Raw genomic sequence first — 26,790 nt, 5'->3', positions numbered from 1 at the left:
TATTTTTATAATAAATTTATAATTAATAATTTTAAAATAACAATTATAAACACTATCTTGTAAATAATCTAATAACAAAGTATAATGTAAATATTATTGTATTTCTTAATCTGAAGGGAGAAAAATGGAGAAAAAATATGTAATTTTTTTGAATGGGGAATATAAATATTCGCAGGAATTTATGGATAAACTTGTCTTGGAAAATGCAGTTTGCTTTTGTGCGGATGGTGGAGCAAATTTTGCTTTTAAATATGGGAAAATTCCAGAAGTTATTGTTGGGGATCTGGATTCGATTGAGAAAAAAGTTTTGGAATATTATAAAAGTAAAAATATTTTAGTAAAAAAATTTCCAAAAGACAAGGATTTTACAGATTTTGAGTTGATTTTAAAAGAAATTAATAAAATTTCGGAAAATAAGAATTCTGTTGAGAAAATATTTGTTGTTGGTGGGCTTGGGAAACGGATTGACATGACTTTGAGCAACTTATTCATAATGGAAAAGTATAAAAATCTCGTTTTTTTGGAGGAAAATGAAGAAATTTTTTATGCAGAAAAATCTTTTATCCTAAAAAATAAAAAGGAATATGAATTTTCAATCATTCCAATTAGTGAAAAAGTTGAAAAATTAACCTTAAAGGGCTTTAAATTTGAAACAGATAAAATTGATGTGAAAAGGGAAAGTTCCAGACTTGTGAGCAATGTTATTCTTGAAAATGAGGCTAGCGTAGAATTTGAAAATGGGAAACTGATAATTATTTTGAAAAATAATAATAAAAATCTTTTATACTAACCCCCCCTCATTTAAAAATAGTAATAAAATTTTATAATAATTAGTTTGGTAGTATTGTTAAAAAAATTAAATCTAATTTTTAAGTATCCATCTTAAAGATTTTTATAATAGGGTTGTTTAATAGCTAATTCATAATCATTCAATTAAATTATTTTTTATTATTTTTAAAATATTATAATTAATAAATATTTTTTCATATTATTATGGTTTTTCTTTTTATTCTCGTAGGATTGCTCATTGCCGCAAATCCTACAACCTATGGCTAGTCTACGACATTTTTCTGTACTGACAAAAAACTCGCTATGCTCAGACAGTTTTGCCAGCACAGAAAAATGCTCCGACGAGTTATTTATACTAGAATTTGATCGAAAAATTTAATTATTTAAAAATATTAGATTTATACCCTTTATTAGAAAAGTTTGTAATAATTTCGTTCTTTAAATGGGGTTTAGTAATTAAGTATAATAATCTTTATAATTTAGTATGGAATGTCGTAATTTTTTTGGAATGAAAACAACAAACACATTTATGTGTTTCTTTCGCCAGAACCTTTATATCAAATATATTTTATAGAGTTGTTCTAATCTTTATTCGCGAAAGTGAGCGTTAGCAAGTTTCGTTTTCATAGTACTTCAAGTTTATCCAAATAATAAAGTTCAGACCACTTTCCTAAATAAAATTTGGGAATATTTCAAAAAAATGCTTAGACGAGTCAGGGTTAGTGCGTAGCACTTTCGCCATTCTCTTTAATATATCATTATTTAAATATGTTAGAATAACTATTATTGCGAAATGAAGGGAAATGGCGATTGATTTCCCTTGCTTTATAAAAAAACATTTATTAACAATAAGCAGTTTTTCATAACTCTAAATAAAATCCCTTATATGGATATTTAATGATTAAATTTAATTAAAAGATATTTTATAAGCACCGTAGATTGTAAACAGTAAAATCTTGTAAAAAATCTTTAATTCCGTTAATTTTCTAATCTTTATTATTTAAATGGGAAGATGGTATAATAATAGATTTGTTTAGCAACTTATTTTTAAAACTAAAAGTTTATTAAAAAAACAGATTATCAAATAATAATAAAAAATAAAAAAGGATGTGTATAGATAATGAAAAAATTTAGAATCGAAAAGGAACATCAGAGGATGAAAATCTCGCAGTATTTACGGGAAGTGCAGAATTATTCGGGGAGAAGTTTGAGAAATGTGGAAGTTTTTTTGAATGGAAAGCAGGTAAGACTGACTAAGAAATTGCCGTCACATGGTAATTTGAGAGTTGTAGAGAAGAAAAAGGGGACGGACATTAAGCCGATTAAACTGCCACTTGATATTATTTTTGAAGATGAAGATATTTTGGTTGTGAATAAAGAGCCATTTTTGCTGACACATCCGACACAGAAAAAAGCTGATTTTACACTTGCGAACGGAATTGTAAATCATTTTTTGGAAAAATATGGTGAAGTTCGAGTGCCACGATTTTACAACAGGCTCGATATGAATACATCTGGGCTGATTATTATTGCCAAAAACAGTTTTGCACAGGCATTTTTACAAAATTTTTCGATTTTTGAGAAAAAATATCTGGCGATTGTGAATGGAATTATTGATGATAAGGAAATTGCTAGAATCAATCAAGAACTTGCAAAAGATGTGGAAAAACATAAGATTCAGGATTTGGAAAAGGAAAATTTGAAACCTGAAATTGAAAAAGTTAATTTTGGAGAAATGAAAAAATACGATGAAATGGAAAAAATAGAGAACAATTTAACTTTTGAAAATAAAGATAATAAAATTGAAGAAAATACAGATTTTAACAATAAAAAAGAAAATAATAATTTAAATCTGAAAAATAAAAGTAATTTTGAAAATATAAATTTTACAATAAATGAAAATATAGATTTTAACAGCAAAAATGCAAAAGATAATTTAAATTTGAAAAATAAAAATGATTTTAATAATGAAATTTTGGAAAAAAATGGAATAAATAAAATAGTTATTGAAAGACGGATTTTTCGGGATGGAGATAATTTGGAAAGGATAATTGATGAGCGGGGGCAATACGCAAAAACGGCTGTAAAAGTCTTGAAAACTTATCCTCAAAAAAATGCAACATTAGTAGAATGTGAACTGTTTACTGGGCGGACTCATCAAATTCGAGTTCATCTAAAATCCATCGGACACACAATCGTAGGAGACGAACTTTACGGAAATGGCTTAAATAAAGAACTTGGAATAAATAGACAATTTTTGCACGCTTATAAGGTAAAATTTACACATCCTGCAAGCAAAAAGGAAGTTGAACTGGAAATACCAATTTTTTCGGATATGAAAGAATTTTTGGAAAAATAGAAAAATTATATTTTTTCCAAAAAACTATTTTTAAAATAAGAATAAAAAATTTACGATTTGAAAAACAAAAAGAAAGGACAAAAAATGAAAAAATTTGATTTTTCTGTTGACTTGATAAATTATAATATTTTCAAGTCGCTTCTGATTTTTTCGATACCGATACTTGTGTCGAATATTTTTCAGCAGCTTTACAATATGGCGGATATTGCTATTGTGGGGCATACTTTGGGAGATAGGCTATTGGGGCTTCGGCGGCTATTTTTGAGCTGATTTTTGGATTTGCGTTAGGAATTGGAAATGGGCTTAGTATAGTTATAGCTAGAAATTATGGGGCAAATAACAATAATCTTTTAAAGAAATCGGTGGCTGGCTCGATTGTTATTGGAATTTGGATTACTGTGGGAGTAATGATTTTATCACGATTTATTCTTATGCCGCTGCTAAAAATCTTGCATACGCCTGAAAATATTATAAAAGAAGCATTTGAATATATAAACATAATAACAATGTTTATTGGCGTAACTTTTTCCTACAACCTGTCGTCAGGACTTTTACGTGCAATCGGAAACAGCTTTATGTCGCTTGTATTTTTGGTAATTGCCTCAATTTTAAATATTTTTCTTGACATTTATTTTATAACTTCCCTTAAAATGGGAATTGGCGGAGTTGCGATTGCAACAGTTATTGCACAGGCAATTTCAGTTATCTTAAGTATTATCTACATTTACGTAAAAGAGCCGATTTTAATACCTAGAAAAAAACATTTCAGATTTGATAAAAAATTGTACAAGGAACTGCTTGGACAGGGACTTTCTATGGGATTTATGATTACGATTGTACTTATGGGAACGCTGATTTTACAGTATGCGATAAATGGGTTTGGATATTTGATTATCGCTGGGCATACTTCGGCAAGAAAACTTATGGGATTTTGCAACATTCCCCTAACTACAATAGCGCTCGCACTTGCAACTTTCGTTTCCCAAAATAAAGGTGCAAACAAAGTAGATAGAATCCGAAAGGGCGTATTTTACGCTAATATGATGGATATAGTTTTTGCAATCGGAATCACAATTTTTGTATATTTATTTTCCAAAAACATGATTCACCTGGTGTCAGGCTCTGAATCTGAAATCGTCCTCCACAACGGCTCAACCTACCTAAAAATCGCCTCCCCATTTTTCACAATACTAGGAATCCTCTTTAACTTGCGATACGCTTTACAGGCTCTTGGAGAGAAATTGATTCCTCTTGTTTCCAGCGTAATAGAATTTTTTGGAAAAATAATCTTCGTAATTTTTATCGTTCCGAAATTAGGCTATTTTGGAGTAATGATTTGCGAGCCGCTGATTTGGATTGTGATGGTGGGGCAATTGGGAATTGCGTTTTATGGGAATGAGTATGTGAGGGCAAAAAAATAATGGAAAGAGGTATAAAATATGAATAAAGAACTAAAAAAAATTATTTATTTTGACGAGAATTCAGCTACAGATTTAGTGTATGTAAAATTTGATGGTAAAGTTTTAGAAACACATACTAATAAAAAGGATTCACAACATAAAGTAGGAGTAGAAATAAAACCAGAATTACCGGAAATATTTAAATTAATTGGTAATATATCTAAATGGAAATTACCTTTAAAAGTAGGAAAATTTGGTTATGAGTACAATAGAGAAAGTGAAAAAATAATTAATAAAGTAGTTTCAAATACAGTCTTGACAGATTATTTAAAAATTTCTAAAAATGATAATGATATTAAAAAATTTGAGAATATTAAATTAAGTATTTATCCTAATTCTTTAGCCTTTTTTAAATTAATAACTCCATATATGGCAATGACTGATGGAGAATTTGGAGATGAGAATTTAAAAATAAATATCGCAGATATGGATTTGGTTTTAGAAAAAGCTAAAGGATATTATGAATTAATTTTAGAAGGAAATAAAATAAAAAAAGTTTTAAGATTTAATCTCTCATCTTTTAAAAATAGTTATTCTTTAGCGGATTTATTAAAAATGAATCTAACATATCATGCAATTAAAGTAGGCAAAATAAATTTAGATTTATTAGATATACAAAATGAGTTCCTTCCACAGAATAATGAAATTTCTATAGATAATTTTATAGAACAAGAGCAAGAAAATATAGAATTTATTGCAGAAGTATATGATGTTATTTTAGCGGGGGTATTTCTATGATAACTATATATTTTGGTCCAAAAGTAGCATTTGAAAAAGTTATACCTAATAACTCAAAAAAAATTCATGGATTGATGGAATTAATAAGACAAAGTGATAAAAAAAGAAATATTATTTATTTAAATGAAATAAAGGAAGATAAAGAAAAAAAAGAAAAAATAGAAGTATTGGTAGGAAAATCAGAAGAATACTCAATGATTAAAGAAGAAGCATTGAATGATTTTGTGACTATACTTGAGGAATATAAAATAGAGGATATGTATTTTCAAAATCCTCCAAAATTAATATTTGAAATGTTGAAAAAAAGTTATAAAAAAAAAGAAATAAAAATAGAATATTTTGAATTTAAAGATATAGATGAAAAAATTATATTAGAAATAAATTCTAAATTTGATACAAAAATCATTGGTCAAAATAATGTAAAAGAAAAATTACTAATTAATTTGTATTCAAATATAAAAAAACTTAAAACTAAACCTTTAATTTTAATGTTTTATGGTCCATCAGGAGTAGGAAAAACAGAAACAGCTAAATATTTATCTGAAATTTTAGGGGAAAAACTCTTTCGAAAACAATTTTCAATGTATCAAAATAATTCTTTTTTTGACTATGTTTTTGGAGAAAAACATGGAATTTCCTCTTTGGCTCGAGATTTGTTAAATAGGGAAAGTAATGTTATTTTATTTGATGAATTTGATAAAGCAGAATCAACGTTTTATAGTGCATTTTATCAATTATTTGATGAAGGGATATTAATTGATAAAAATTATGAAGTAAAACTTAAAAATAGTATAATAATATGCACTTCAAATTATAGAAATCTACTAGACATAAAGAAAAAATTAGGCGAAGCGATTTATTCACGATTTGATGATTTTATTGAATTTAAAACAATAAATTATAATGATATGGCTAACATAGCAAAACAAATGTATGAAAAAAATTTAATAAAATTAAATTTAGAAGAACAGAAAATAATTGAAGAAAGTAAAATTTTTAATACAATAATTGATAATATCCAAAAATTTTATAATGTACGACAATTAGAAAAAATAATAATTCAATTGATTGCAAAAGAATTGTTAAAAAACAAATTGAATGATTTTGAAAATATGAATAATTAGAATCAAACTGCTTTTAATATAATAATTAAGCAACGAAAATTACTAAGAAATCGTTGCTTAAAAATTATTGATTATTTTTGTATTTTTGATAATTTAATTTGTTATAAGACTGCAAAGTTTCTTGTTATCTGAAATACGATATAAATCCATTTTAACTCTGTTCTTTTTATCAAATGAATAAGATAGCTTGTAATTAGAAAAGACATTCGTTTTTTCATTTAAATTTGTAAAGTAGATGGTTTTTTCATCTTCTTTTACTTCATAATCTAATTGTGAAAGTTCAAGGGCAACTTTTCCTGTTTTTAGTGCTGCACGATTATCTAATATACTAATTGAAATAGAAGGTTTACCATCTTCATTTAAAAATTTTACATAGGTAAGTCCTTTAAAGGTTTTATCAACAGAATAAGGACATCTCCAAAGTTCTTTGGATATTATATTGATATCAGAATTAGAAAAACTTAAACTAAAAGTCAGTAAAAACAATGCAAATATAATTTTTTTCATAAAATCACTCCTAAATAACAATTTTTGTATATTTTATAATATTTTTTTAGGAAAATCAATAATAAAAACTAATATTTAAAATTTCACATTATTTTTAGAATTAAACGCATTTTGAAAAAATCCATCGGATAAATTAAATTCAAAAGTTTCACGGCTGATGTAACCGACAGTTTTGTCGCTTTCGTAAAGTTGAATGAGAAAATCTGCCATTTCTTCGGATGTATGATAGTTTGGATAAGATTTATCATAATCAAAATTAGTCTTACCAGTTGCGACATTTCCAAAGTTAGTTTTGGTTGCGGCGGGTGCTAGGACTTTTGCTTTTAATTGTGCGTTGTTTTGCTTTAATTCTAGTGCAAGTCCTTCTGTGAAGGCGTTTACGTAGAATTTTGTGGCACAGTAGACAATTGCGTTTGGAACGATTGTGTAGCCTCCTGCTGAGGAGATATTGATTAATTGAGAGCCTTTTTCGTTGTGGTAATCTTGGACGTATAAAGAAGATAGCAAAGTTAATGCCTCTACATTGAGATGAAGCATATCTGAAATTTTATTTAAAGGCTGCTCTTTTACATTGCCATACATTCCAAAACCTGCATTGTTTATTAAAGTTTCAATGTGATAATTTTTTAATTTTGAATATAGTTCAGAAATTTTATCGACATCGGTTAAGTCAAAATCTATTACAAGAACGTCCAAATTAGGATTTTTCTTCAAAATTTCGCTTTTTAGATCCTCTAGTAAATTCTTTCTTCGTGCAATCAGAATAAGATTTTTATTTCTTTCTGCGAATTTTAGAGCCACAGCCTTTCCTATTCCCGAACTTGCTCCTGTTATAACAGTATATTTGGTTTTCATAGTTATTACCTCCATAAATTTGATAAATAAAGGATAGCAGTTAGAGTATAGTATAAGTCAATAACTTTTTTGAAAGGAGAAAATAAAATGAAAAAGAATGAACAAAAAATAATGCAAATAAAGGAATTTTCAGAAAAAACAGGCTTAACTCCATATACAATAAGGTTTTATGAAAAAAAGGAGCTGTTTCGTGTAAAAAGAGACAAAAAGAATAGAAGAATATATGATGAAACTGATATTGAATGGATAAAAATGTTAAAAAGATTAAAAGACATGGGAATGAAATTAAGTGAAATTAAGAAATATTCAGATTTACGATATGAAGGGAACGGAACGATAAAAGAAAGAATGAAAATTTTGACAAATCATAAAAAATATGTAAATATAGAAATTGAAAAGTGGCAAAAATATTTACAAAATCTTGATGATAAACTTGAGATTTATGAGAGTTTTTTAAAAAGTATTTCTGAAAAATAAAAGGGTCATAAATATATAGAAATTTAGGAGTAAATATGCTTACAGATACAAATATAACTTGGGGCTTTGTCTTGTTATCCCCTTTTATAATTCCAATATTAATTTTATTAACTTTCTGGTTTTTTGTTTCAAAACGAAAGTTTAATTTTCTTATCGCATTTACAATTTTATCATTATTATTTGTTAGGTATCTTCGTTTTCCCTATGATACAGTTAACCGTAACAGTGAACTCGAAGTATCACAAAATTTTTTGATAAAAAGAACTTTGAGTTCAGATTCAGAGCATGAAGTTTATAAACTTGTTGATAAGACGAAGCTTGAAGATTTGATTTTGTATTTAAATGGATTAGCTAAAATTAATAATACTTGGGTTGGTTATATAGAAGAAACAGATTCTTACGAAGGAAAATATGGTGTCAAACCAGAAACATATTTTTTCATTAATGACAATAAAATTGAATATAACTTAGATGAGAAAACTTTAGAAAAAAGATTAGGTTTAAAAGAAATAAAATTACAGGATGCTGAGTACTTTGTTGATAAATTTGGGAGTAAAAAAGAAATCTTATATCAATATCAATTAGATAAAACAGGAGATTTAGATGAAAATATTTCTTTAAATTCAGAATTAAGCAAGAAATTGGAAACAAAGTATAAAAAAGACAGAGCGTTCTATTTGATATTTTGGAGTGTAATGTTGCTTATAGAAATTATTTATCTGTTTATAAAAAATAGAAAAATTACAAAAAGTAATAAAGATTAGAAGGAGAAAAAAGGATGGAAAAAAATGAAAATAAATTTATGTCAAAAGCAAAAAGTTTTTTAGTATTAGTTTTATTTACGATAATTTATATTTTTCTTCAAAAAATTATATCAGCAGCTTTTTTTCTATTTTTAATGGCTTTTATGATTTCTTATGGAAATACAATTGAAATATTGATGATTCCCTTGATAATAGCGCTTGCATTTGTGTATTATTTTGGATATTTGAGTAAAGATTTTTTTCAAAAAATAAATAAATTATTTATAAGTGGTGTGATGATTATAATTTTACTTTACTTTATATATAAAATTTTTAATAATAATGAATTTGAGGCGGGACAGACAACAGTATATATTTTTTGTACAATCTCACATATCTCATATACAATTGGAGCATTTCATAGCGATAAAGTCAAGAAAATATTAGACAGAATAAAATTTAAAAGAAAAAAATAAAAGAAGGAGAAGAAAAATGAAAAAAAATACAGACAAACTTATGACGAAACAGAATAATCCTTTAGGATTAATTTTATTTACAATAATTTATTTTTTAGTTCAGTCAGCAATATATCCAGTGTTGGCATATTTGTTTTGGTTTATTTTTACATTATTTTCTACTGGGGTTTTGTTGAAAGCTCCAGAGCAGATTTTGAAGATTTTTATAATTGTGTTTTCGTTGTTTTGCTTGATAATAATATTGGGAATTATGTACTTCTTAGGATATTTGTGCAAAAGATTTCTAAAAAAAATGAATAAAAAAGCATTAATTTTGGTAATGATTGTAATATTTATTTATTTTGTGTTTAGGGCTATTTTTGAAGATGAAAATAGTTCGATAATGTCTAGTTTGACAAATGGGAGAAAATATATATTTTGTATATTATCGCATGTTTCATTTGTAATTGGAGCATTTTATAGCGATAAAGTCAAGAAAATATTGGACAAAATAAAATTCAAAAGAAAATAAAAATTTTTTTACAAATCCAATTTGCTTATGGCATTTTTATCTGTTATAATTATTTTAATGGGAATAAATAAATTTTTTAGATAAATTTAAAATAGGAGCAGTATTTATGGGAAAAGAACATAAAAATATAATGTTGCTGGGGACAGGTTCTAATGTGGGAAAAAGCATAATCAATGCAGGATTTTGCAGAATATTTTATCAGGACGGGTATAGTGTGGTGCCGTTTAAGTCACAGAATATGGCTTTAAATTCGTTTATTACGAAGGATGGAAAAGAGATGGGGAGAGCTCAAGTGGTGCAGGCTGAAGCGGCTAATATCGAGCCTCAGGCATTTATGAATCCAATATTATTAAAGCCTACAACAGACAGAAAATCACAGGTTATTGTGAATGGAAAAGTTTACAAAAATATGGATGCGAGGGAATATTTTGCCTATAAACATAATTTAAAAAAGGATATAATGGCGGCGTACAATCACATAAGGGACAACTTTGATATTTGTGTGCTGGAAGGGGCAGGAAGCCCTGCGGAAATTAATTTGAAGGAAGACGATATTGTAAATACAGGAATGGCTGAAATGGCTGATTCGCCTGTTATTTTAGTTGCTGATATTGACAGAGGCGGTGTTTTTGCGGCAATTTATGGGACAATTATGCTTCTTGAGGAAAGTGAGAAAAAACGTATAAAAGGTGTAATTATAAACAAATTTAGGGGGGATAAGAGCCTTTTGACTCCTGGAATTGAGATGATTGAAGAGTTGACAAATGTGCCTGTTTTGGGAGTAGTACCGTTTGTCCCACTGGGAATCGAGGAAGAGGACAGTCTGGGAATCGATAAGTATAATGTGAAAAAAGAAGGAAAAATTCGGATTTCGGTTATTAAACTAAAACATATATCGAATTTTACAGATATTGACGCACTTAGCCATTATAACGATGTTTCCTTAAAATATGTTACAAAAAGCTCTGAACTTGGAGATGAGGACATTATTATTATTCCTGGCTCTAAAAACACTGTGGAAGACATGAAGGATTTAATTGATAAAAATATAAGCAGGGAAATTATAAGGCTTGCAAAAAGAGGAACAATAGTATTTGGAATTTGTGGTGGTTTTCAAATAATGGGACAAAAAATAATGGATCCTCAAAATATTGAGTCTAATCTAAAAGAAATTTCAGGTTTAGATTTATTAGACATAGAAACAGTTATGGAAACAGCAAAAACAACAACACAGTATGAAAATAAAATAAAAAATGCAGATGGGATACTCGCTGGAATGGATGGCATTGAAATAAAAGGCTATGAAATACATCAAGGCTACAGTTATCCTGTACACGAAGAAAAAACCAAGATAAAATGTATCTTTGACGATGAAAAGCTAAAAGGCGCTGTAAAAGGCAATGTTGTCGGAACCTATATTCACGGAATATTTGACAATTCTGAATTTACAAATCATTTTCTGAACGAAGTAAGAAAACTTAAAGGGCTAGACAAAGTCGATGAAGATTTTAGTTTCAAAGAATATAAAAACAGGGAATACGATAAATTAGCACAAATTTTGCGAGAAAATGTGGATATTGATAAGGTTTATGAAATAATGGGGTAGGACAAGAAATCAAATAGATTAAAATGAAAACGTAATTTAACATTTATAGGAAAAGTTTGTAATGAATTCATTATCAAAATAGAGTTTAGTATAAATTCTCTTAATAAAAAAACTGCACCTCTTATATTATATATAATTTTGGGGGTGCAGTCTAGTCAATCTATGAATTAAATAATATCTTTTTTTATCTTAATTACGATAATATCCTTCTCCATCATATCCCATTACATCTGGCGTTGAACAACTGATTAAAGTCAATCCTAGTAAGCCTATAATTAATATTTTAAATATTTTGTTCATAAAAATCTCTCCTAACTATTATTTGGGGTAATTGTTTAATAATCTTCGTACGTACAGATTCTTCCCATTCCCCACATACCTGTATTTGATCCGCTACAACCTGTAAATCTTTTGTTTTCATAAGGTGTTTTACGGCACTCTTTCTTACGTCCATTGCTATCTAAAAGACAATGAGGTCTCTCAATTGTGGTTTCTCCTGTTCTGGTATCGTAATATCTACCTGTCAGAGTGTCGTCTTTTTTAAGTTCTGCCCACTCTCTTGGATCAAACAATTCACAGCTTGTAACTGTTAATGCTAGTAAAATTAAAGCTAAAATTTTAAATACTACTTTCATAGACATTCAACTCCTTTAATTTAATTTTTTTATTATTGTACTCTATGTTCTAAATATTGTGATTTAATTCTCATTTGTTTTTTCTGTTTTTTTTTTTTTTTTTTTGAACATAGTTTAATTTTAAAATTAAACGAATTGATACTATTTCCCATTAAAACAATGGAGTTTTTATAATTCCGTTTAGCAAGGGGTCAAGACCCCTTGTCAGAAAGTAAATAGGAAATCTCTTTTCTTTTTTTCAAATGGGGTTTAGTATGAGTCAGAATCTATAATCAAACACTTTATATCTTACCTATTAAAAAAATAAAATTACAATAAGTTTTTATATTTTTTAGTTTGTCGCAATATATTAGATGTGTTCGATAACCTAAGTTTTTTTATTTTCACAAGGGGTCAAGACCCCTTGCTTTAGAATATTTGTTTTATTAAATTCTAAATATATATATAATTATCGAACAGGTCTATTATACAATCTATGAACTAAACAAAAAAAATTATAAATATTTAAATATATATTTGATTTTAAAAGATTTTTAATGTAAAATAAGATGAGAGATTGTATAAAGACAATTTTCTTGAAATGGAGGGAGAAATGGATTTTCATGGTGGAAATATTTACAAAATATTTAGGGAAAAAAATATAACAGAAATACTGGATTACAGCTCAAATATCAATCCTTACGGAGTGCCAGAGAGTTTAAAGCAGAAGATTATCGAAAATATTGGGATTCTTGAGAGGTATCCTGACCCTGATTATGTGGAATTGCGTGAAAAATTGGCTCAACTGAATAAAGTTGAGCTGGAAAATATTGTGCTGGGAAATGGTGCGACGGAAGCTATATTTTTGTTCATAAAAGTAATAAAACCCGAAAAAGCGCTGATTGTATCGCCTACTTTTGGGGAATATGAAAGGGCAGTAAGAGCGTGCAAAAATTCTGAAAGTCAGAAAATTGAAATTGAATATTTTGAATTAGAAGAAAAAGATGAGTTTAGACTTAATATTGGGAAATTAAAAAAGGAACTTGAGAAAAAATATGATTTAGTAATAATTTGCAATCCAAATAATCCGACTGGAAAATTTTTGAAAATGGCTGAAACAGAGGAAATTTTGAGAGAATGCAATAGATATGCTACGAAGTTATTTATTGATGAGGCATTTATCGAATTTTTAGAGGATGGATTAAAGGAAAGCGTTGTAAACAGTGGGGAAAATAAGAAAAATTTGTTTGTAACTCGTGCATTTACAAAATTTTTTGCTATTCCAGGATTACGATTGGGATATGGAATTTATTTTGACAAAAATTTGGAAAAGAAAATCGCTGAAAAAAAAGAGCCGTGGAGCGTGAACAATATCGCTGAAATGGCTGGAATAACAGTACTTGATGATACAGGGTATATAGAAAAGACATTAAACTGGATAACAGAAGAAAAAAAATACATGTATGAAAGACTGAATGAAATTTCAAAAATAAAGCCTTATAAGAGTGAAGTGAACTTTATTTGCGTAAAAATAAAAGATGAAATGATTTCTAAAGGGATGAATGTGAAAAAATTGCGGGAAAAAATGATGGAAGAAGGAATTCTGATAAGGGATGCGTCCAATTTCAAATTTTTAGATGAAAGATTTTTTAGGCTGGCAATTAAGGACAGAAAGAGCAATGATAGGGTTATTGAGACTTTGAGAGAAATTTTAGAATAGAAAATAGGCAATTGTAAAAGTAAACTAACTAATATCGCAAGGGGTCAAGACCCCTTGTTAGAGAGCAGAAAAAAGAAGAAAATTAAAGATTTAAAAATACTGTATTTATCGAAATTTTTAAACTTTTACAAATAGTTAGAATAAAAAAGAAAAGAAAAGAAAAGGAAAAGAAAGTAAAGGTGTATTATTTATGAAAAGAGGATTATTATTTATTTTATCAGTATTTTTAATTTGCTCTCTTTTTGCTTTTGGAGAAAGCTTTCCAGATAAGGCAAAAAATGTAAATGGATTCGTTCCGACAGGCTGGAAAATGATTCTTTCGGCTAAAGGGGATTTGAATAACGATAAACTTGAAGATGTTGTTATTGTTATCGAAAAAACTGATAAAGCAAATATTGTAAAAAATGAGAATCTTGGCTCTGAATATTTAAACTTGAATCCAAGAATACTTTTGGTTTTGTTCAAGCAAAAAAATGGAAGTTATATTTTGGCAAGCAAGAATGACAAAGGTTTTATCAAAAGTGCAGGAGATAAGGAAAATCCAGCTCTTATGGATACTTTAGACAACATCAGCATAAAAAATAATATTTTAAAAATTAAATTTAATTATTTTTTAAGTGCAGGAAGCTGGTCAGTAACACAAAATACATACACTTTTAGATTTCAAAACAAAAAATTTGAACTCATAGGGTTTGACAATAATTCATATATGAGAAATTCTGGCAATCAAGAGGAATTTAGCATTAATTTTTCTACTAATAAAGTAAAAATTACTACTGGCGAAAATATGTTTGATGAAAAGGCAAATAAGCCTAAGGAAGAATGGAAAACTGTTAATATTAAGAAAAAATATGTGTTAGACGAAATGACAGACGATATAGTCGATGAGATTGCGAAATATGCTTATTAGTATTTTAAATGGGGATTCTTATGATTTATAAGATATTCCCTATTATTTTATAGTAAAACTGCTTTAAAACTAAACTCAAAAGTTATGACTATTTTACTCGAACCCTAAATATATATAATTTTTAGTAGTTTAATTTTAAATAGGTTTGAATATATTTTGTTATAAATTTACAATTAGAATGTTTGAGAATCTTATTATTAAATTGAATTGACAAAAAATGGAAAAATTAATAGAATATAGATAATCGTCTGTAAGGAGAAAGAGTAAAAATAAAAAAATTAAAATACTAAAATTTATGCATCATTTCATATAACAAATTAAATTTAGTAATATTCATTTTGGAGATAGAAATTAAGAAAAATTATTTTAAAAAATTACAAAATTATATAAAATAAAAATTGGAGAGAAAAAAAATGAAGGAAAATTTAGTAAAAAATTTTTATATTCTAAGTTTTAGTTATAAAAATTTGAGTTTGGAAGAAAGGGAAAAGTTTGTAAAAGAGGGGTATAGACATGTTTTGAGGGGGTATTTGGAAAAAGGGATTATAAAGGGGTATGTGGCTGTCGAAACTTGCCTTAGGATAGAGCTTTATTTGGATGTTAGCAAGGAATTTGAAATTGAGAGTTTAAAGAGGGATTTTAGAATTGATAAGATGAAGGACTATAAAGGTGCTGAAGCTGTGAATTATTTGTTGCGGGTGATTTGTGGGCTGGATTCAATAATAAAGGGAGAGGATCAGATTCTTGTACAGCTTAAAAAAGCATATTTTGACGCTCTTGACAAAAATATTACATCTTCATTTTTGAATATAATGTTTAATCAGGCGATAGAAACTGGAAAAAGATTTAGGGCGGAAAGCAAGATAAATGAAAAAAATATTTCACTTGATTCGATAGCTGTAAAATTTATAAGAACAAAATTTGAGAGCCTTGAAAATAAAAAAATATTTGTAATTGGAGTGGGAGATTTGAGCCAGTCAATTCTTGCACTTCTTCACAAAATGAACAATTGCCATTTGACAATGACAAATAGAAGTTTACGACGATCAATTGAATTGCAGAAAGTGTATCCAGACGTTCAGACAGCAGAATTTAACGAGAAATATAATGTTATAAAAAATATGGATATTGTAATAAGTGCCACTTCTGCACCACATTTGATTCTTGAAACAGCGAAAATTCAAAATATTTTGAATGATGGAAAAAAACGGTTTTTCCTTGATTTAGCCGTTCCTAGAGATATTGAAGCAAGTATAGGGGAGTTTGAAAATGCTTCGCTTTATCATTTGGAGGATATTTGGGATGAATATAATAAAAATGTGGAAAAACGGGATGAAATTGTAGAAAAATATTCTTACATTATTGAGGAGCAGTTAAAAAAAATAGCGGAAAAACTTGAAAAAAGAAGAAAATATACGAATCAGAAAAATATTGAGATGGGTGAAAATAGATGAAATCAAATAAAATAATTATTGGAACGAGAGGAAGCATTTTGGCACTTGCACAAGCGGAAAAAGTGAAAGAAATGCTTATTAAAAAATATGATGAATTAAGAGAAAATGAGAATTTTTGTGAAATTGAAGGATTTGAGAAAAAAAGTCCACTGGAAATAGAACTGAAAGTTATAGTTACAAAGGGAGATAAAGACCTAAGGGACTTTACAAAAATAAAAGGAACTACGCAAAAGGACTTGTTTGTGAAGGAAATTGAAAAGGAAATGCTGGAAAATAAAATAGATTTGGCGGTACATTCGTTAAAGGATATGCCACAGAACACTCCAGAAGGACTTTTAAACGCATGCTTTCCAATGAGGGAAGACAACCGTGATGTGCTTGTTTCAAAAAACGGGAAAAAATTAAAAGAACTTGATGAAAATTCTGTAATTGGGACAGGAAGCATAAGACGGGAAAAGGAGCTTTTGAATTTGCGAAATGATGTAAAGATAAAAGCAATTCGTGGAAATATTCACACAAGGTTAAAAAAACTTGATGATGGGGAATATGATGCGATTGTGCTGGCTGCGGCTGGATTAAAAAGAGTTGGGCTGGAAAACAGAATTACTGAATATTTTGATAAAGATTCATTTATGCCAGCACCAGGACAAGGGATTTTGTGTATTCAATGCAGGGAAAATGATAATAAAATACTAAATCTTCTGAAAATTATAAATGATGATGAAGTTACGATAATGTGTAAAACTGAAAGAGAATTTTCAAAAATTTTTGATGGAGGATGCCATACTCCGATAGGCTGTTCATCGGTTATTGAAGGAAATACATTAAAATTAAAGGGAATGTTTAATAATAACGGAATCAGAATATTTAAAGAAGTTGAAGGAAATAGGGAAAATCCAAAGGAAACTGCACAAAAATTGGCTGAAGAAATAAAAAAAGAGGAGATGAAAAATGAGAAAAGGTAAAGTTTATATCGCAGGAGCAGGCTGTGGAGATGAGGGGCTTATAACTTTAAAATTGAAAAACGTGATAGAAAAAGCTGACTGCATTGTTTATGACAGGCTTGTAAATGAAAATATCTTACAATATGCAAAATCTGATGTAGAAATGATTTATATGGGTAAAGAAAATACTGCTGGAGGAAAATTGCAGGCAGAAATAAATAAGAAATTAGTGGAAAAAGGTAAAGAAGGACTTGAAGTTCTAAGACTAAAAGGAGGAGATCCTTTTGTATTTGGACGAGGAGGAGAGGAAATAGAGGCTTTAGTTGCTGAAAATATAGATTTTGAGGTAATTCCAGGGATAACTTCTTCAATCGCTGTGCCAGCTTATGCTGGAATTCCTGTTACTCACAGAGGAATTAATACTTCCTTTCATGTATTTACTGGACATACGCAATTTAATGGAATAGAACTTGATTTTCCAGTTATTGCAAAATTGGAAGGAACTTTGGTCTTTTTAATGGGATTAAGCAATCTTGAAAAAATAGCAGAAAATTTGATAAATAACGGAAAAAATCCGAAAACACCTGTTGCAATAATAAAAGATGGAACAACGACAAGACAGAAAACTTACACAGGAACATTGAAAACAATAATAAATACAGTAAAAGAACATAATGTAAAATCGCCTGCCATTATTTTGATTGGAGAAGTGGTGAATTTACGGGAAAAAATGAAATGGTTTGAGAATAAGCCATTATTTGGGAAAAATATTCTTGTTACAAGAAATAGGGAAAAACAAGGAAATATATCAAATAAAATAAATGAACTTGGCGGACAGGCTTTGAGCCTTCCATTTATTAATATAGAGTATGTCGATTTTGAAATGCCTGATTTGAAGGAATACAGCACCCTTCTATTTAACAGCATAAATTCTGTTATTGGATTTATGAGAAAAGTAAAGGATATCCGTGCTTTAGGAAATGTTAAGATAGGTGTAGTGGGAGAAAAAACTGCTGAAGAAATTGAAAAATATAAAATAATTCCAGATTTTTATCCAGAAGAATATACGGTAGAAAGACTGGCTAGTGAAAGTGTGAATTTTACTAAAGAAGGAGAAAAAATACTGTTTATAGTATCTGACATTTCTCCAGTAAATGAAAAAAAATATTCAGATTTATACAACAGAAATTATGAAAAACTTGTAGTGTATAAAACTCAGAAAGTTGAAGTGGAAAAGGAAGAAGCTGAAAAATATATAAAAGAAAGCGACATTTTAATGTTCTTAAGCTCATCAACATTTAAAGCCTTTGCTGATAGCATAAACTTGACTGAAAATGAGGAAATAAAAGAAATTCTGAAAAATAAAATTATAGCATCTATTGGTCCTGTTACTACAAAAACTATTGAAAAATATGGATTAAAAGTAGGAATAGAGCCTAAGAAATATACTGAAGATGGATTATTTGATGAAATTTTGAAACAGACAGCAAAAGGATAAGGAACACCTTTTTATACTAGACAAAAGAAATATAAAGATGAAGTTTATCAGGCAATAAAAGAGCTGTGAAATGTTATAAGTATCCTAGTGAAAATGTCTATTGTGAGGATAAGTACGAAAATTGAGTTCATTAATTTGTAAATTTAGTGAAATGAATTGCTGTGTTTGGAAGTGGAATTTTTAAGATTCTGCTTCTTTTTTTGAAAAAATTGAGAAACATTAAAATCCATTGTGTTGTTGTTGTTTTGTTTTGTTTTGGAAAGTAAATAATAAAACCCACTGGCTAGCATATAAACCAGTGGGTATAAGGTAGAAAGGAGATTATCAAGTGCCGACTATCCTTGACGGCTTAAAATCAAAAATAGAACGATTATAACCAGCAAAATAGCCCAGTCTTGATTAATCATCGTTACCACCTCCAATCACGAGGATTTATCAATCAAGGTTGCGAATCTTGATTAACTTTAAAAGTTATATCACAAAAAAAAAGTTCTAGTCAATAAAGATTAGAACTTTCTTCTCGCATTTTTTAAAAACCTCGTGATTGTTTTTTATATGAAACTATTATAGCATTTTTTTCAATTTTATTCAATGCCTATTTTCATTTTGGGAAATTTAAACTTTTTAATATATTTAAAGTGTGATATAATAAAAACATAAATTTTATAGTATAAAATATAGAAAAGTGAAGCAAACAGGAGGAAAAATGTTAGACAAATTGGCACACTTGAAAGAAGAAGTGTTAGCAAAACTTAAAGAAGTGGAAAATCTTGAGGAGCTGAATGACCTAAGAGTTAAGATATTGGGGAAAAAAGGGGAATTTACAGCTATTATGAAGGGAATGGCTGATATTGCGGCTGAAAAGCGGGCTGAATTTGGAAAAGTTACGAATGAAATAAAAAATGTACTGCAAAATAGATTTGAAGAAGTAAATACTGATTTAAAGGAAATTGCAAAACAGCAAAGATTGAAAAATGAAACTATAGATGTGACTTTGCCAGGAAGAAAGGCTAACGTGGGTTCGCTTCATCCGCTTACAAAGACGGTTATGGAAATAAAGGATATCGTTTCTACAATGGGATTTGACATTGTGGATGGACCAGAAGTGGAATATGTGAAATACAATTTTGATGCATTAAACATTCCAAAAACACATCCTTCACGTGAAATTTCAGATACATTTTACATCGAAGAAGAAAATGTTGTGTTAAGAACACAGACTTCTGGTATGCAAATTAGATATATGGAAGATAGAAAACCTCCATTTAGAATGATTTCAATTGGAAAAGTTTACCGTCCAGACTACGATGTGTCACATACGCCAATGTTTCATCAGATGGAAGGGCTTATGGTAGGAGAAGATGTTTCTTTTGCTAATTTTAAGGCGATTTTGGAAAATATCGTGAAAAAAATATTTGGAGAAGACAGAAAAGTAAGATTCCGTCCACATTTTTTCCCATTCACAGAACCATCGGCTGAAATGGATGTAGAATGTGGAGTTTGTAAAGGAGCTGGATGTAGAGTTTGTAAAGGAACTGGATGGCTTGAAATTCTAGGAAGCGGAATGGTAAATCCAAAAGTACTGGAAGGCGTTGGAATCGATCCGAAAAAATATCAAGGTTTCGCATTTGGTCTAGGGCTTGAGAGAATTACAATGCTTAAATATGGAATTGATGATTTGAGGGCATTTTTTGAAAATGATGAGAGATTTTTGAATCAATTTTAGGATCTAATTAGTGTAATTCAGGAGAAAAATATGAAAATACGCAGATTTGAAGAAAAAGACGCTAAAAAAGTATCTGAATTAATTGTGGAAACATTGCGAAAAACAAATATAAAAGATTATTCTGCTGATTCAATAGAAAATTATGTAAATAATTTCCACCCCGAAAATGTTCTTAAAAGAGCCTCGTGGACACATTTTTATGTTGCCGAAGAAAAGGACAATATTATTGGGTGTGGAGCAATTGCACCATATTGGGATAAATTTGATGAAAGTTCTTTATTTACTATTTTTATCTTGCCTGAATATCAGGGAAAGGGAATAGGACGAAAAATTATTGAAACATTGGAAAAAGATGAATATTTTTTAAGAGCTAAAAGAATCAAGGTACCTGCGTCCATTACGGCTGTCCCATTTTATAAGAAAATGGGATATAGCTACAAAAATGGAGTAAACAAAGCAGATGATGAAGGAATTGTAAGAATGGAAAAATTTAGATAATAAATTACTAATTTAATTGGAAGGTTAAAAATGGAAAATGAATTAGAAATAAAAATTGATGATGAATTTGCAAAAAAAGTTTATGATGAAATTTGGGCTGAATATGAAAAAACTGCACAAACAAAGGCTTTTGCAAAAATTATATTGACGGAAAATGAACTAAAAATAACAGATAGCAAAGTTATGGGATTGCCTTATGTCCCTAAAGGAGCAGAAATTCCCCAAACAGCTAATGGCGATAAAATGATGATGATTGCACAGATTAACTGTGACGATTTACAAGGACTTGCAGATTTTCCAGAAAAAGGGATTTTACAATTTTTCGTTCTAAATGATGAGGATGGATTGTTAGGGCTTGATTTTGATAATCAGACTGTTCAAGATAGTTTTCGTGTGATTTATCATAAAAAAATCGAAGAGTTTTATGATGAAAATGAGTTAAAAAGTATTTATAATCCCTATCATTTTGAAGAAAGCTACATTACAAACAATAACGAAAGTTATAAAATGAACTTTGAATTGACAAGTGAAAAAGAAAGATTTGAAGATATGTTTTATCATATATTCACAAAAATCTGCAAGGAAAAAGGATTAAAACAAACACAAGAAGACTGGCTTTATAGAAAATTATTGAACTTTATGCAATATTCAGAAAATTATTATTCACAATGCGATGGATTTGCCTTTTTTACTCAAGATGATCCTAGAGAATATAACGAAGAGTATAAAAAATTTGATACAGTATTATTTCAACTTAATAGCGAATTTGATGAAAATACTCGAAATTGGAAAGTTTGTATCGGAGATGCTGGCGTAATAAACTTTTTTATAAATCGTGAAAATTTGAAAAAGAAAGATTTTTCAGAAATTCTTTATAACTGGGATTGCAGTTAAAAACAAAAATAGGATAATTTGAGAAGATGAAGGAAAAAATATTAGGCAAAACAGTTGGAAAAGCTGGAATTTCACAAGTTCTAATTATAAAAAGTACATTTATTATGGCAATTTGTATTATTTTGGGATTTTTCCTTGTAATTTCGTCGCTTGTAAACTGGGGAAAAAGTTATTTTGATTTTTTATTCTGGATTGGAATATTTATTATATCACTTGCACCAATTCAGTTTTTATGGCTGAAAATGGAAGAGAGTTCGGTTGGGAAATATATTTTTTATGAAACTGGCTTTGAAAATGTCTTGAAAAAGGAAAAAATATTTTTTGAAGATGTGAAAAATTATTTTTATTTAAATTTAAAAAATGGTTCTGATAATGTTGAATTTCTTGTTATTGAAGTGGAAAATAAAGAAAATTTAATAAAAAATCATTTAGAAAAAATTATAATAAATTTGAAATTAAACAAATTGGCTTCAAAATTATTTGTAAAAAATTATGTTGAATTTGTTTTAAAGAATGAATTTAATGAAGATACTAAAAATAAGGATAATTTTAACTTTAAATTCGGAATTATTGAAGAAAATAATTTAATGAAAGACAAAATTTTTAGTTTAAATATGGATAAAAACTTGGAAAAAGTCAAAATATATAAACATATTTTTTTAAATAAAGATGGAATTAGAGTGGAAAATCAAAATGGAAAACTTTTAGAAAATTATTTTTGGAAGGAAATTGGAAAAATTACGGTTTTAGAAAATAAGAATAATAAAAATATACAAATTGTGAAGAAAACTGGAGAAGTAGTTTTTTCAAAAAATATGAAGTATATAGAAAAACCTGAATTATTTATAAAAATAATAAAAAATATTTTTATTTAATTTTATAGTATGAATATTGATTAATATATATCTTTTTATAAATTCTATGTTTTTTCTTTTTTTAAACGCAAGGGAAATCAATCGCCATTTCCCTTGCATCCCTGGCTCGTCTAAGAATTTTTTGAAAACAAAATTGAAACTCGCTATTGCTCAAACAATCAATTTTATTTCCAAAAAATCACGACATTTTAATCTAATTAGAAAAATTTATTTGATAACAACATATAACAAGCAAAATTTCGTTAGAAAAAAATAGCTGTTTGAGCTTTTGGAATAAATTTTAAATTATACAAAGTTATTCATATCAGAATAGTATAAATTCAAAAGCGAGTTCTATTTTTTTCTAAAAGAAAGTTTTGCGTCAAGCGGGAGTGCAGAGGTATGGCGTCTGATACCTCTGCGTTAAAAAAACTAATATAAATAAATAATAGAAAACAATTATTAATAAAATTAATCTAAAATAAAAATTGAAAAAACATAATTACAACTAAAAAATTTTAAATAAGGAGAAAAAAAGAATGCTGATTTCGTTAAACTGGTTAAAGCAGTATATAGATTTAGATGGAATAGAAATAAATGAAATGGAGAATGCCCTTACTATGATTGGGCAGGAAGTGGAAAAAATTGAAGTGCTGGGGGAAAACTTGGAAAATGTTGTAACGGCACATATTGTTGAAAAGGAGATGCATCCTGATTCGGATCATTTGACGATTTGTAAAGTGGATAATGGGAAAGAAATTTTGCAGGTTGTATGTGGTGCATCTAATCATAAGGCTGGGGATAAGGTTGTTTTAGCACAAGTTGGAGCAAAACTAGCTGAAGACTTTGTTATTAAAAAAGGGAAGATAAGAGGTGTGGAATCAAATGGAATGCTTTGTTCAGAAGAAGAACTGAATATTGGTAAGGATTCTGACGGGATTATGATTTTACCTCAAGATACACCTGCCGGAATACCAATGAAGGAATATTTGGGAATTAATGATACTGTGTTTGAGCTGGAAATTACGCCAAATCGTCCTGATTGTCTATCACATATTGGGATTGCAAGAGAACTGGGGGCTTATTACGGGAAGGAAGTTAAATATCCTAGTTTTGTGATAAATACTGAAAGTAGCGAAAAAACGGCTGACAATATTTCGGTTGAAATTTCAGACAGCAATTTGGCAAAAAGATATGTGGCTAGAATTATTAAAAATGTAACGGTTAAGGACAGTCCAAAATGGCTTAAGGAAAGAGTGGAATCTATTGGAATCAGAAGTATTAACAATATTGTAGATGCTTCAAATTTTGTTATGATGGAACTTAATCAGCCTAATCATGCTTTTGACCTTGATAAAATTGAAGGTGGAAAGATTGTTGTGAGAGCAGGGCTTGAAAATGAAAAACTGGTTACGCTTGATGAACAGGAAAGAGAGTTAAATAGTGATGATATTGTAATTTCGGATGGAGTGAAAGCCGTAGCACTTGGTGGTGTAATGGGCGGAGAAAATTCACAAATTACTGAAAATACAAAAAATATCCTTCTGGAAGTGGCAAACTTTAACTCGCAAAATGTGAGAAAAACGTCAAGAAGATTGACTTTATCAAGCGATTCTTCATATAGATTTGAAAGAAGAGTGGACGAGGAAAATGCGATTAATGTGATAAATAGACTTGCGAATTTGATTCAGGAAGTAGCAGGTGGAGAAATTTTGGCTGGAACTGTTGACAATTATCCTGTCCCTTATGAGAAAAAATCTGCTGAACTTAATTTTGAAAGACTGAACCGTTTCGTTGGGAAAGTAATTCCTCGTGAAACTGTTATTGGAATTTTGACTAGACTTGAAATCGAAGTTGTGGATAATGGGGAAACTTTGACATTAACTGCACCAAGTTACCGTGACGATTTGGAAAATGAGCAGGACTACTTTGAAGAAATTATAAGAATGTATGGTTTTGACAATATCGAAAACATTTTACCAAAACTGGATATTAGCGAACAGCCAGTTATTGACACAACAAAACTTTCTACGCAAGTAAAACTTATTGCAGCAAATGCAGGACTTAAGGAAGTTATCAACTACAGCTTTGTGCCAAAAGATGCAATGGAAAAAATAAAATATACAGTTGCACAGGAAAAACTGATTGACGTGCTAAAACCAATAACAGAAGACTTTGTAACACTGCGTCCAACATTGCTTTACAGCCTTATCAAAAACGCAAAGGACAACATTAACAGAAATGTTTCAAATATCAGATTCTTTGAAGTGAGCAGAACTTTTGAAAAAGCTGAAGAATTGGCAAAAGAAGAAGTGAAATTGGGAATAATTCTAGCTGGAGAAAACGACAAGACATTGTGGAATCCAAAACCTGTTCCTTACGATTTTTACGATTTGAAGGGAATTGTAGAAGAAATCTTTACACAGCTTAAATTCAATAACTATATGATAAAACGTTCAGAACAAAGCCAGTTCCATTCTGGACGTTCAGTTGATGTATTTGTGGGACGTGAATTAATTGGAAGTTTTGGAGAAATTCATCCAGATGTGCTGGAAAACTTTGACTTAGGGAAAACATCAGTTCTAGTTGGAGAATTTAACATTGACTTGATTCAGAAATATATCGGTAAAAAGGTAAATTATCAAGGAATTGTAAAATATCCAGCTGTGCCAAGAGATTTTGCATTCGTTATGAAGGAAGAAATCCTAGTTGGAGATGTATTAAAAACAATCCAGAAAGTTGACAAGAAAATAGAAAAAGTGGAACTATTTGATATTTATCAAGGTGTAGGAGTACTGCCAGGAATGAAGAGTGTGGCAATCAGCGTAGTTCTAAGAGATAAGAGCAAAACACTGGAAGAAAAAGAAATTGTAGACATTTCCAATAAAATTGTAGCTAAGGTTGAGAAGGATTATGGTGCGGTTTTAAGACAATAGAAAATTGAATTTAGAGGTGATTGCTATGAAAAATAAAAAGTTTGAAATAACAGTTTTATTAATATTATGCGTTATTTTTACAGCATGTGGTAAATCACAAAATTCAGAAAAAGATATTTATAAATCTAAAACAAAATATGTGGGTGACAATTCTAAAGTAATGAATATTTTATCAAATTTAAAATATCCCAAGGAAACAAGTTATAATTCTGTACAAATTTTGTCGGAAAAAGAGCCTTATGGAGTACTTGTCAAATTAAATATAAATTCTGGAAAAATTCCTGAAAAAAATGAGTTTCTTAAAAATTCGGCTGTGTTATTTGCTTTAATTGAAAATTTATCATTTGTGAAATATGAAGATATTTCAAATAATAAAATTATAGCCGAATTTACTAGAGATGAAATTGATAATTACTTGAAGGCTGAAGTGAATAAAAATACTAAAGAAATTGGGAGCAGCGAAAAAGAATTTGTAAAATATTTGAACAAATAAAACTTATAAAGTTTAAGTAAATAGGGGGGAAATTGAGGTGTTAAAAATAGTAACATTGCCATTTGATGATAAAATGGAGGAATTTGAGCAGGAAAAGCTGGAAAAAGTGTTAAAAGATGTTCAAATCGTGAAATATCAAGCTGAATTGGTGAAAATTGAGGGGAAATATTACTGGACGGCTTTTGTTGAATATGAAAAAGCAGATAAATTTAATAAAAATTCTGGAAAAGATAATTTTTCACAAGATATAAAAGAATTTAAAGATGCTAACCTAAATTATATGGAGTATTTAACAGAAGATGAAATGGAGCTGTACAAGATATTAAAGGAATGGCGGGCAGGAGAAGCACAACTTTTGGGCTATCCACCCTATATTATTGCTTCAAACCAGCTTTTGGCAAATATTGCAAAAACTAATCCTAAAAATATGGAAGAACTTTCGCAGTTAAAGGGAATGGGAAAACGGAAAATCAGGGATTATGGGGAAGAAATTTTACTGATTTTGGAAAATTTTTATGATATGCTTAAACCACTTTGATGATATTTAATAAAATAAAATCTTCTTAATAACAAGGGGGCTTACCCCCTTTGCTAAAAATTTTTA

General features: G+C 28.8%; 26 protein-coding genes. 23 read left to right on the top strand and 3 right to left on the bottom strand.

Annotated elements, in window-relative coordinates:
• The first annotated feature begins 124 nt into the window (after window positions 1-124).
• From BQ5344_RS03885 to BQ5344_RS03865, 6 genes are all read left to right on the top strand, one after another.
• Window positions 125-790 carry a thiamine diphosphokinase gene (locus BQ5344_RS03885; RefSeq protein ID WP_071124227.1) on the top strand — a complete coding sequence of 222 codons (666 nt, stop codon included), beginning with the start codon at window positions 125-127 and terminating at the stop codon, window positions 788-790.
• Window positions 791-1,909: 1,119 nt separating this feature from the next.
• Window positions 1,910-3,148 carry an RluA family pseudouridine synthase gene (locus tag BQ5344_RS03880; protein WP_071124226.1) on the top strand — a complete coding sequence of 413 codons (1,239 nt, stop codon included), beginning with the start codon at window positions 1,910-1,912 and terminating at the stop codon, window positions 3,146-3,148.
• An 84-nt stretch (window positions 3,149-3,232) separates the two neighbouring features.
• On the top strand, window positions 3,233-3,418 hold the full coding sequence (locus BQ5344_RS12365; protein WP_235846104.1) for an oligosaccharide flippase family protein: 186 nt from the start codon (window positions 3,233-3,235) through the stop codon (window positions 3,416-3,418).
• The gene (locus BQ5344_RS03875) at window positions 3,388-4,569 is read left to right on the top strand and encodes an MATE family efflux transporter (RefSeq protein WP_328586164.1); all 1,182 of its coding nucleotides are present in this window, start codon (window positions 3,388-3,390) and stop codon (window positions 4,567-4,569) included. Before BQ5344_RS12365 ends, BQ5344_RS03875 begins: the two co-directional genes overlap by 31 nt.
• An 18-nt stretch (window positions 4,570-4,587) precedes the next feature.
• Window positions 4,588-5,346 carry a DUF6414 family protein gene (locus BQ5344_RS03870; RefSeq protein WP_071124225.1) on the top strand — a complete coding sequence of 253 codons (759 nt, stop codon included), beginning with the start codon at window positions 4,588-4,590 and terminating at the stop codon, window positions 5,344-5,346.
• The gene (locus BQ5344_RS03865) at window positions 5,343-6,470 is read left to right on the top strand and encodes an AAA family ATPase (protein ID WP_071124224.1); all 1,128 of its coding nucleotides are present in this window, start codon (window positions 5,343-5,345) and stop codon (window positions 6,468-6,470) included. Before BQ5344_RS03870 ends, BQ5344_RS03865 begins: the two co-directional genes overlap by 4 nt.
• Before the next feature lie 93 nt (window positions 6,471-6,563).
• Here the strand turns inward: BQ5344_RS03865 and BQ5344_RS03860 are convergent, their stop codons facing one another.
• Both BQ5344_RS03860 and BQ5344_RS03855 read right to left on the bottom strand, forming a co-directional pair.
• On the bottom strand, window positions 6,564-6,977 hold the full coding sequence (locus BQ5344_RS03860) for a hypothetical protein (protein ID WP_071124223.1): 414 nt from the start codon (window positions 6,975-6,977) through the stop codon (window positions 6,564-6,566).
• Window positions 6,978-7,052: 75 nt separating this feature from the next.
• The gene (locus tag BQ5344_RS03855; protein ID WP_071124222.1) at window positions 7,053-7,832 is read right to left on the bottom strand and encodes an SDR family NAD(P)-dependent oxidoreductase; all 780 of its coding nucleotides are present in this window, start codon (window positions 7,830-7,832) and stop codon (window positions 7,053-7,055) included.
• Between the two features lie 87 nt (window positions 7,833-7,919).
• On the opposite strand from BQ5344_RS03855, the gene BQ5344_RS03850 reads away from it, so the two are divergent.
• The 5 genes from BQ5344_RS03850 (at window position 7,920) to BQ5344_RS03830 (ending at window position 11,645) form a co-directional block, all read left to right on the top strand.
• The gene (locus BQ5344_RS03850) at window positions 7,920-8,309 is read left to right on the top strand and encodes a MerR family transcriptional regulator (protein ID WP_071124221.1); all 390 of its coding nucleotides are present in this window, start codon (window positions 7,920-7,922) and stop codon (window positions 8,307-8,309) included.
• Window positions 8,310-8,344: 35 nt separating this feature from the next.
• The gene (locus BQ5344_RS03845) at window positions 8,345-9,073 is read left to right on the top strand and encodes an endonuclease (RefSeq protein WP_071124220.1); all 729 of its coding nucleotides are present in this window, start codon (window positions 8,345-8,347) and stop codon (window positions 9,071-9,073) included.
• A gap of 14 nt (window positions 9,074-9,087) precedes the next feature.
• Window positions 9,088-9,528: a hypothetical protein gene (locus BQ5344_RS03840; protein WP_071124219.1), complete on the top strand. Its 441-nt coding sequence runs from the start codon at window positions 9,088-9,090 to the stop codon at window positions 9,526-9,528.
• A 16-nt stretch (window positions 9,529-9,544) separates the two neighbouring features.
• On the top strand, window positions 9,545-10,039 hold the full coding sequence (locus BQ5344_RS03835) for a sodium:proton symporter (protein ID WP_071124218.1): 495 nt from the start codon (window positions 9,545-9,547) through the stop codon (window positions 10,037-10,039).
• 106 nt (window positions 10,040-10,145) lie between these two features.
• Window positions 10,146-11,645 (top strand): cobyric acid synthase, encoded by a 1,500-nt coding sequence (locus BQ5344_RS03830; RefSeq protein WP_071124217.1) that lies wholly within the window; start codon window positions 10,146-10,148, stop codon window positions 11,643-11,645.
• Between the two features lie 335 nt (window positions 11,646-11,980).
• Here BQ5344_RS03830 and BQ5344_RS03825 read toward each other — a convergent pair whose 3' ends face one another.
• Window positions 11,981-12,280, bottom strand: coding sequence for a hypothetical protein (locus BQ5344_RS03825; protein WP_036070666.1), 300 nt, complete (start codon window positions 12,278-12,280; stop codon window positions 11,981-11,983).
• Between the two features lie 592 nt (window positions 12,281-12,872).
• Here BQ5344_RS03825 and BQ5344_RS03820 point away from each other — a divergent pair.
• From BQ5344_RS03820 to BQ5344_RS03765, 12 genes are all read left to right on the top strand, one after another.
• A complete protein-coding gene (locus BQ5344_RS03820) occupies window positions 12,873-13,979 on the top strand; it encodes a pyridoxal phosphate-dependent aminotransferase (RefSeq protein ID WP_071124216.1) in 1,107 nt (368 codons plus the stop codon).
• Between the two features lie 190 nt (window positions 13,980-14,169).
• On the top strand, window positions 14,170-14,889 hold the full coding sequence (locus tag BQ5344_RS03815) for a hypothetical protein (RefSeq protein WP_071124215.1): 720 nt from the start codon (window positions 14,170-14,172) through the stop codon (window positions 14,887-14,889).
• A 413-nt stretch (window positions 14,890-15,302) separates the two neighbouring features.
• A complete protein-coding gene (gene hemA / locus BQ5344_RS03810; protein ID WP_071124214.1) occupies window positions 15,303-16,343 on the top strand; it encodes a glutamyl-tRNA reductase in 1,041 nt (346 codons plus the stop codon).
• Window positions 16,340-17,308 carry a hydroxymethylbilane synthase gene (gene hemC, locus BQ5344_RS03805; protein WP_071124213.1) on the top strand — a complete coding sequence of 323 codons (969 nt, stop codon included), beginning with the start codon at window positions 16,340-16,342 and terminating at the stop codon, window positions 17,306-17,308. The genes hemA and hemC overlap by 4 nt, the downstream gene beginning before the upstream one ends.
• On the top strand, window positions 17,295-18,785 hold the full coding sequence (cobA, locus tag BQ5344_RS03800; RefSeq protein WP_071124212.1) for a uroporphyrinogen-III C-methyltransferase: 1,491 nt from the start codon (window positions 17,295-17,297) through the stop codon (window positions 18,783-18,785). The genes hemC and cobA overlap by 14 nt, the downstream gene beginning before the upstream one ends.
• Before the next feature lie 706 nt (window positions 18,786-19,491).
• Window positions 19,492-20,511, top strand: coding sequence for a phenylalanine--tRNA ligase subunit alpha (pheS, locus tag BQ5344_RS03795; RefSeq protein WP_071124211.1), 1,020 nt, complete (start codon window positions 19,492-19,494; stop codon window positions 20,509-20,511).
• Window positions 20,512-20,541: 30 nt separating this feature from the next.
• Window positions 20,542-21,009, top strand: coding sequence for a GNAT family N-acetyltransferase (locus tag BQ5344_RS03790; RefSeq protein ID WP_071124210.1), 468 nt, complete (start codon window positions 20,542-20,544; stop codon window positions 21,007-21,009).
• 30 nt (window positions 21,010-21,039) lie between these two features.
• Complete coding sequence (locus tag BQ5344_RS03785) at window positions 21,040-21,903, top strand: YwqG family protein (protein ID WP_071124209.1); 864 nt, start codon at window positions 21,040-21,042, stop codon at window positions 21,901-21,903.
• Between the two features lie 26 nt (window positions 21,904-21,929).
• Complete coding sequence (locus BQ5344_RS03780; protein WP_071124208.1) at window positions 21,930-22,778, top strand: hypothetical protein; 849 nt, start codon at window positions 21,930-21,932, stop codon at window positions 22,776-22,778.
• A gap of 518 nt (window positions 22,779-23,296) precedes the next feature.
• On the top strand, window positions 23,297-25,693 hold the full coding sequence (gene pheT / locus BQ5344_RS03775; RefSeq protein ID WP_071124207.1) for a phenylalanine--tRNA ligase subunit beta: 2,397 nt from the start codon (window positions 23,297-23,299) through the stop codon (window positions 25,691-25,693).
• Between the two features lie 25 nt (window positions 25,694-25,718).
• Window positions 25,719-26,186: a DUF4825 domain-containing protein gene (locus tag BQ5344_RS03770; RefSeq protein ID WP_006805355.1), complete on the top strand. Its 468-nt coding sequence runs from the start codon at window positions 25,719-25,721 to the stop codon at window positions 26,184-26,186.
• Between the two features lie 37 nt (window positions 26,187-26,223).
• A complete protein-coding gene (locus BQ5344_RS03765; RefSeq protein WP_071124206.1) occupies window positions 26,224-26,724 on the top strand; it encodes an HRDC domain-containing protein in 501 nt (166 codons plus the stop codon).
• Window positions 26,725-26,790 lie beyond the last annotated feature (66 nt).

Origin of the sequence: Leptotrichia massiliensis (assembly GCF_900104625.1) — a bacterium.
Taxonomy (GTDB): Bacteria; Fusobacteriota; Fusobacteriia; order Fusobacteriales; family Leptotrichiaceae; genus Leptotrichia; species Leptotrichia massiliensis.
The sequence above is the reverse complement of the archived record's forward strand: the minus strand, read 5'-3'. Positions and strand labels throughout refer to the sequence as shown.